The 4,716-nt window shown below is 70.6% G+C and carries 4 protein-coding genes; 3 read left to right on the top strand and 1 reads right to left on the bottom strand.

Annotated features, from left to right (window positions below; all coding sequences use genetic code 11):
- On the top strand, positions 1-1,135 hold a 1,135-nt coding region (locus VSO01S_RS25975), incomplete at its 5' end, for an autotransporter outer membrane beta-barrel domain-containing protein (protein WP_169804112.1).
- A gap of 37 nt (positions 1,136-1,172) precedes the next feature.
- On the opposite strand, the gene VSO01S_RS25980 is transcribed toward VSO01S_RS25975, so the two are convergent.
- On the bottom strand, positions 1,173-1,844 hold the full coding sequence (locus tag VSO01S_RS25980; RefSeq protein ID WP_068645648.1) for a nitroreductase: 672 nt from the start codon (positions 1,842-1,844) through the stop codon (positions 1,173-1,175).
- 110 nt (positions 1,845-1,954) lie between these two features.
- Between VSO01S_RS25980 and VSO01S_RS25985 the strand changes: the two genes are divergently transcribed.
- Positions 1,955-3,673, top strand: a complete 1,719-nt coding sequence (locus tag VSO01S_RS25985) for an AMP-binding protein (protein WP_068645649.1) — start codon at positions 1,955-1,957, stop codon at positions 3,671-3,673.
- A gap of 18 nt (positions 3,674-3,691) precedes the next feature.
- A partial coding sequence (locus tag VSO01S_RS25990; protein ID WP_068645650.1) for a CaiB/BaiF CoA transferase family protein occupies positions 3,692-4,716 on the top strand: 1,025 nt, incomplete at its 3' end.

The raw sequence follows: 4,716 nt of genomic DNA on the forward strand, positions 1-4,716 counted from the left end.
CGCACCGGCCCCGTCACCTGCACCTGCGCCGGCGGCACCTGCACCTGCGCCGGCGGCACCTGCACCTGCACCTGCAGCCCCCGCACCTGCCCCGGCGCCCGACAAGGGCCCGGTGCCCGCGCCTGCCGAAGCCACGGCCACCACGCCTACGGCGGCCGCGCCCGCTCCCGTACCGGCTCCGGCGCCTGCGCCCATCTACCAGAGCGAGACCGCGCTCTTCGCCGCGCTGCCGGCCCAGGTGCGCCAGGGCGATCTCGCCATGATCGGTAACCTGCACCGCCGCGTGGGCGACCAGGGCGCGCAGCGCAACGTCTGGGCGCGCGCCATCTACACCGACCTGGACATCCGCCAGAGCGGCGGCGCCGCGCCGGCCAGCCAGGGCAGCGCCGGCGGCCTGCAGGTGGGCAGCGACTTCCTGGTCATGGGCAACTGGCGCTTCGGTGCCTTCGTCGGCGCGCTGGACGGCAGCGTGGACGTGAGCGGCAACGCCAACGGCGGCTTCGGCCGGGTCGGCTACAACGAGCTGCGCTCGACCTACGTCGGCGGCTACGCCACCTGGATCGATGCGGCCAGCGGCTGGTATGCCGATGCGGTGCTGCAGGGCGGCCACCACAGCTACAGCGTGCGGCCCGACAACGCCGCGTCCGCCTCGGGCAAGGCCAGCAGCTTCTCGGCATCGATCGAGGCCGGCAAGTCCTTCGCGCTCGGCGCGGGCTGGAGCATCGAGCCGCAGGCGCAGCTGGTCTACCAGGGCACGAACTACGACGACGTGCAGCTGGCCGGCGCCCGCGTCCGGCAGGACGCGGACAGCGGCTGGATCGGCCGCATCGGCCTGCGCATCAAGGGCGACATCGCCACCAGCGCCGGCCGCCTGCAGCCCTATGCCCGCGTCAACGTGTACCGCGCCGATTCAGGCACCGATGTCGTGAGCTTCGTGAACAGCGGCGGCGCCTCGGTCGCCGGCAACTCGAGCAACCACGGCTACACCTCGACCGAAGTGGCAGGCGGCTTCACCCTGTCGCTCACGCCGACGACCTCGCTGTACGGGGAAGTGGGCCACCTGTTCAGCAACAGCGGCGACACCCAGGTGAAGTCCTCGGTGCAAGGCTCGCTGGGCGTGCGGGTGAGCTGGTAACGCCAGCGCGGCTCGCGCCAAGGCGTGGGCCGCGCGCTCAGATGCCGATGAACTCGGCCACCTCGGCCAGCGGGGCGCGCTCGGTGACGAGCGCGTCCAGCGGCTTGCCGCGGTCCGCGTAGCCGATGGCCATGCCGGTGAAGAGCATGCGCTCGGCCGGCAGCCCGAGAAAGGCGCCGATGGTCCTGGGGTACACGGCCCAGCATTCCTGGGCACAGCTGTCCAGGCCCTCGGCGCGCAGCAGCAGCATCACGTTCTGCAGCATCATCCCCAGGTCGGACCACTGCGGCGGCCCCATGCGGCGGTCCACCGTGCAGAACAGCGCGAGCGGGGCGCCGAAGAACTGGTAGTTGCGCGCAAACCAGCGGCGGCGCGCCGCCTTGTCCTCGCGCGCAATGCCCAGGCGTGCATACATGGCCTCGCCCACCGCGAAGCGCCGGTCGCGATAGGGCGACACCAGCTCGCGCGGGTAGATGTCGTACTCGCTGCCTTCGCCGGTGGGCTGTTCCTGCACGCGCCTTTGCATGATGGCCTTGAGCTCGTCCAGGCGCTCGCCGCCCACCACGTGGATGTGCCAGGGCTGCAGGTTGCCGCCCGACGGCGCGCGCAGTGCGGCCTGCAGCACGCGGCGAATTACATCCGGCGCCACCGGCTTGTCCAGGAACTGGCGCACCGAGCGGCGGCTTTCGACGGCTTCGTAGACGTTCATGCGTTTCATGTTAGGGGCAACCCTTGAAAGGCCCCAATCGTCTGTTCCGACGATGTCATGCACGGGGCGGTCCGGCGTCCAATGGCGCAAGAACACCAGGAGACACGCCCATGCAAGGCCTGATGCAGGACCGCCCCTTGATGATCTCGTCGCTCGTCGAGCACGCGGCGCGCTTCCACCCCAGGGCGGAGATCGTCTCGCGCCTGCCCGAGGGCGGCACCCACCGCACCGACTGGGCCGGCATCCGGCGCGCCGCCTGCCAGGTGGCCAACGCGCTGGGCGCCCTGGGCGTGAAGCCCACCGAGCGCGTGGGCACGCTGGCCTGGAACAGCTGGCGCCACCTGGCGATGTACTTCGGCGTGTCGGGCAGCGGCGCGGTGCTGCACACCGTCAACCCGCGGCTTTTTCCGGAGCAGATCGCCTACATCCTCAACCATGCCGAGGACCAGGTGCTGTTCTTCGACACCACCTTCGCGCCGCTGGTCGAGAAGCTCGCGCCGCAGCTGCGCACCGTGAAGACCTACGTGTGCATGACCTCGCGCGAGCACATGCCCCAGATCGACGTGCCCGACCTGCGCTGCTGGGACGAGCTGGTGGGCGGGCAGAACGAGGATTACGAATGGCCCGAGTTCGACGAGCGCAGCGCCTCGTCGCTGTGCTACACCTCGGGCACCACGGGCAACCCCAAGGGCGTGCTGTATTCGCACCGCTCCACCATGCTGCACACGCTGATGGAGCTGGCGCCCGACACCTTCGGCGTGAGTTCGCGCGAGACGGTGATGCTGATCGTGCCCATGTTCCATGCCAACGGCTGGGGCACGCCCTACGCCGCCGCCATGGTGGGCGCCAAGCTGGTGTTTCCCGGCCCGCACCTGGACGGCAAGAGCGTCTATGAGCTGATGCGCGACGAGAAGGTCACCTTCTCGCAGGGCGTGCCCACCGTATGGCTGATGCTCTTCCAGCACCTGGACGCCAACCCGCAGATCGACCCGCGCGCGCTGGGCGTCAAGCGCATCGGCATCGGCGGCGCGGCGGTGTCGCGCGGCATGCTCGAGCGCTTCGAGAAGCAGTTCGGTGCCGAGGTCACCCAGGGCTGGGGCATGACCGAGACCAGCCCCATCGGCGTGATCAGCAAGCTGCTGCCCAAGCATGACGGCCTGCCCGAGGAGGAACTGGTCAAGGTCAAGCTCAAGCAGGGCCGCGGCGTGTGGGGCGTCGACCTGAAGATCGTGGACGACCAGGGCCGCAAGCTGCCGTGGGACGGCGAGGCCTTCGGCCATCTGCGCGTGCGCGGCCCCTGGATCGCCTCGGGGTACTTCAAAGAGCCCCCAGGCGGAGGCGCTGCCTCCGCCACCCCCCGAGGGGGGCAGGAAAGCTTGGGGCGGCCCGGCGCTTTCCTCGGCGAAGGCGGCTCGCCCATCGACGAAGACGGCTACTTCACCACCGGCGACGTGGCCACCATCGATCCCGACGGCTTCCTGCAGCTGGTGGACCGCGCCAAGGACGTGATCAAGTCGGGCGGCGAGTGGATCTCCTCCATCGACGTGGAAAACGCCGCCGCCTCGCACCCTGGCGTGGCCGAGGCCGCGGTGATCGGCGTCGCGCACCCCAAGTGGCAGGAGCGCCCGCTGCTGATCGTGGTGCGCAAGGCCGGCGCCGAGGTCTCGGCCGACGACCTGCGCGCCTATCTCGGGCAGCGCCTGGCCAAGTGGTGGGTGCCCGAGGAAGTCGTCTTCGTCGACAGCCTGCCGCACACCGCCACCGGCAAGCTGCTCAAGACCAGGCTGCGCGAACAGTACAAGGGCTACGTGGCCGCCAAGGCGGAGTAAGCGCGGCGGAACAGGCACATGGCAGGCCCACTGAAAGACCTCCGGGTGGTCGAGTTCGCCGGCATCGGCCCGGCCCCGTTTTGCGCCATGCTCCTGGCCGACATGGGGGCCGAGGTGCTGCGCATCACCCGGCCCGGCGCCAAGCGCGACGCGCACGACATTCTTTCGCGCGGACGCGCCGACTGGGCGCTGGACCTGCGCGCCGGCGGCTCGGCCGAGCGGGTGCTGGACGCCATTGCCAAGGCCGACGTGCTCATCGAAGGCTTCAGGCCCGGTGTGATGGAGCGCCTGGGCCTGGGCCCTGCGCAATGCCATGCGCGCAACCCGCGCCTGGTCTACGGCCGCATGACCGGCTGGGGCCAGCACGGCCCGCTGGCCCATGCGGCGGGGCACGACATCAACTACATCGCCATCAGCGGCGCGCTGCATGCCATCGGCCGCGCGGGCGAGGCGCCGGTGCCGCCGCTGAACTACGTGGGCGACTTCGGCGGTGGTGCCATGCTGCTGGCCTTCGGGCTGCTGGCCGCGCTGCACGAGGCAAAAGCTTCGGGCCAGGGGCAGGTCGTGGATGCCGCCATGACCGACGGCGCCGCGCTGCTCTCGGCCATGATGTACGGCTTCAAATCGGCGGGGCAGTGGAGCAACCAGCGCGGCGAGAACATGCTGGATGGCGGCGCGCACTTCTACGACACCTACGCCTGCGCCGACGGAAAGTACGTGGCGGTGGGCGCCATCGAGCCGCAGTTCTATGCGCTGCTGCGCGAGCGCTGCGGCCTGGCCGAGGACACGGCCTTCGACGCGCAGATGGATTCAGCGCGCTGGCCGCTGCTCAAGCTGCGCCTGGCCGATGTGTTCCGCACCCGCACGCGGGACGAGTGGTGCCTGCTGCTGGAAGGCAGCGATGCCTGCTTCGCCCCGGTGCTCGACTGGGACGAGGCGCCGCGCCATCCGCACAACGTGGCGCGCGGCACCTTCACCGACGTGGGCGGCGTGGTGCAGCCATCGCCAGCGCCGCGCTTCGGCCGCACGGCGCCCGTCATGCC

Origin of the sequence: Variovorax soli NBRC 106424, from assembly GCF_001591385.1 — a bacterium.
Taxonomy (GTDB): Bacteria; Pseudomonadota; Gammaproteobacteria; order Burkholderiales; family Burkholderiaceae_C; genus Variovorax; species Variovorax soli.

Excerpts from the sequence above, each read along its gene's own strand:
- VSO01S_RS25980 (WP_068645648.1), bottom strand. The coding sequence starts at position 1,844 with ATGAACGTCTACGAAGCCGTCGAAAGCCGCCGCTCGGTGCGCCAGTTC.
- VSO01S_RS25985 (WP_068645649.1), top strand. The coding sequence starts at position 1,955 with ATGCAAGGCCTGATGCAGGACCGCCCCTTGATGATCTCGTCGCTCGTC.